General features: G+C 47.9%; 1 protein-coding gene. It reads right to left on the reverse strand.

What is annotated here, in order from left to right; genetic code table 11:
- The coding region (locus JUI58_RS00450; protein WP_204101787.1) for a CHAT domain-containing protein at nt 1-672 on the reverse strand (672 nt) is incomplete at both ends.

Here is a 672-nt window from a genome sequence, read left to right on the forward strand (position 1 = left end):
TAAACGCCGCCCATTTATAAGGAAACTCCCCATTTTTCCACATTTGCAACTGTGCTTCTCGCAGGGCAGAAACAGCATCCAATCCATCTTCTAACATTTGTTCGTAATAATTAGTCATTAAGTTAGCAGTTGCCGCATCATTCACATTCCACAAACTCACTACGACCCGCTTTGCTCCTGCATACATAAATCCCCGTGTCAAACCCACTACTCCTTCCCCGCTAACCGCTTCTCCGATGCCCGTCTGACAAGCACTGAGAACCACTAACTCGGCATTGAGATCGAGGTTATAGATATCTTGCAGTCGCAATAGTCCATCTTGACTGTTGCCTTTTTCGTCGTAAAGTGAGAAAACTAAGCCAGAACGCAAAGGATCGTCATTAATACAACCGTGAGTAGCGAGGTGCAGAATTTGATATTGAGAGAGATTACCATTGAGAGCTTGAGAGCGGTTGGCAGAGAAATCGAGGGCAAGGAATTCTTGGTCATCGGGAACTAAAGCGAGGATGTTTTCGGCTTCTTTTTGGGTGTAGGGGAGGCGCTCGAAGTCACTGCAACCTTGGCGTTTATTGCCGTTGTCACTCTGGGGTTGACCCCCAAAACCCATGAGGAGATTTTCAGAAGTGGTGTCACTGGCGTTCTCACAGGGCGGCGTGCGATCGTCTCGACAGG

The sequence above is a fragment of the Spirulina sp. CCY15215 genome (assembly GCF_016888125.1).
Classification (GTDB): Bacteria; Cyanobacteriota; Cyanobacteriia; order Cyanobacteriales; family Spirulinaceae; genus CCY15215.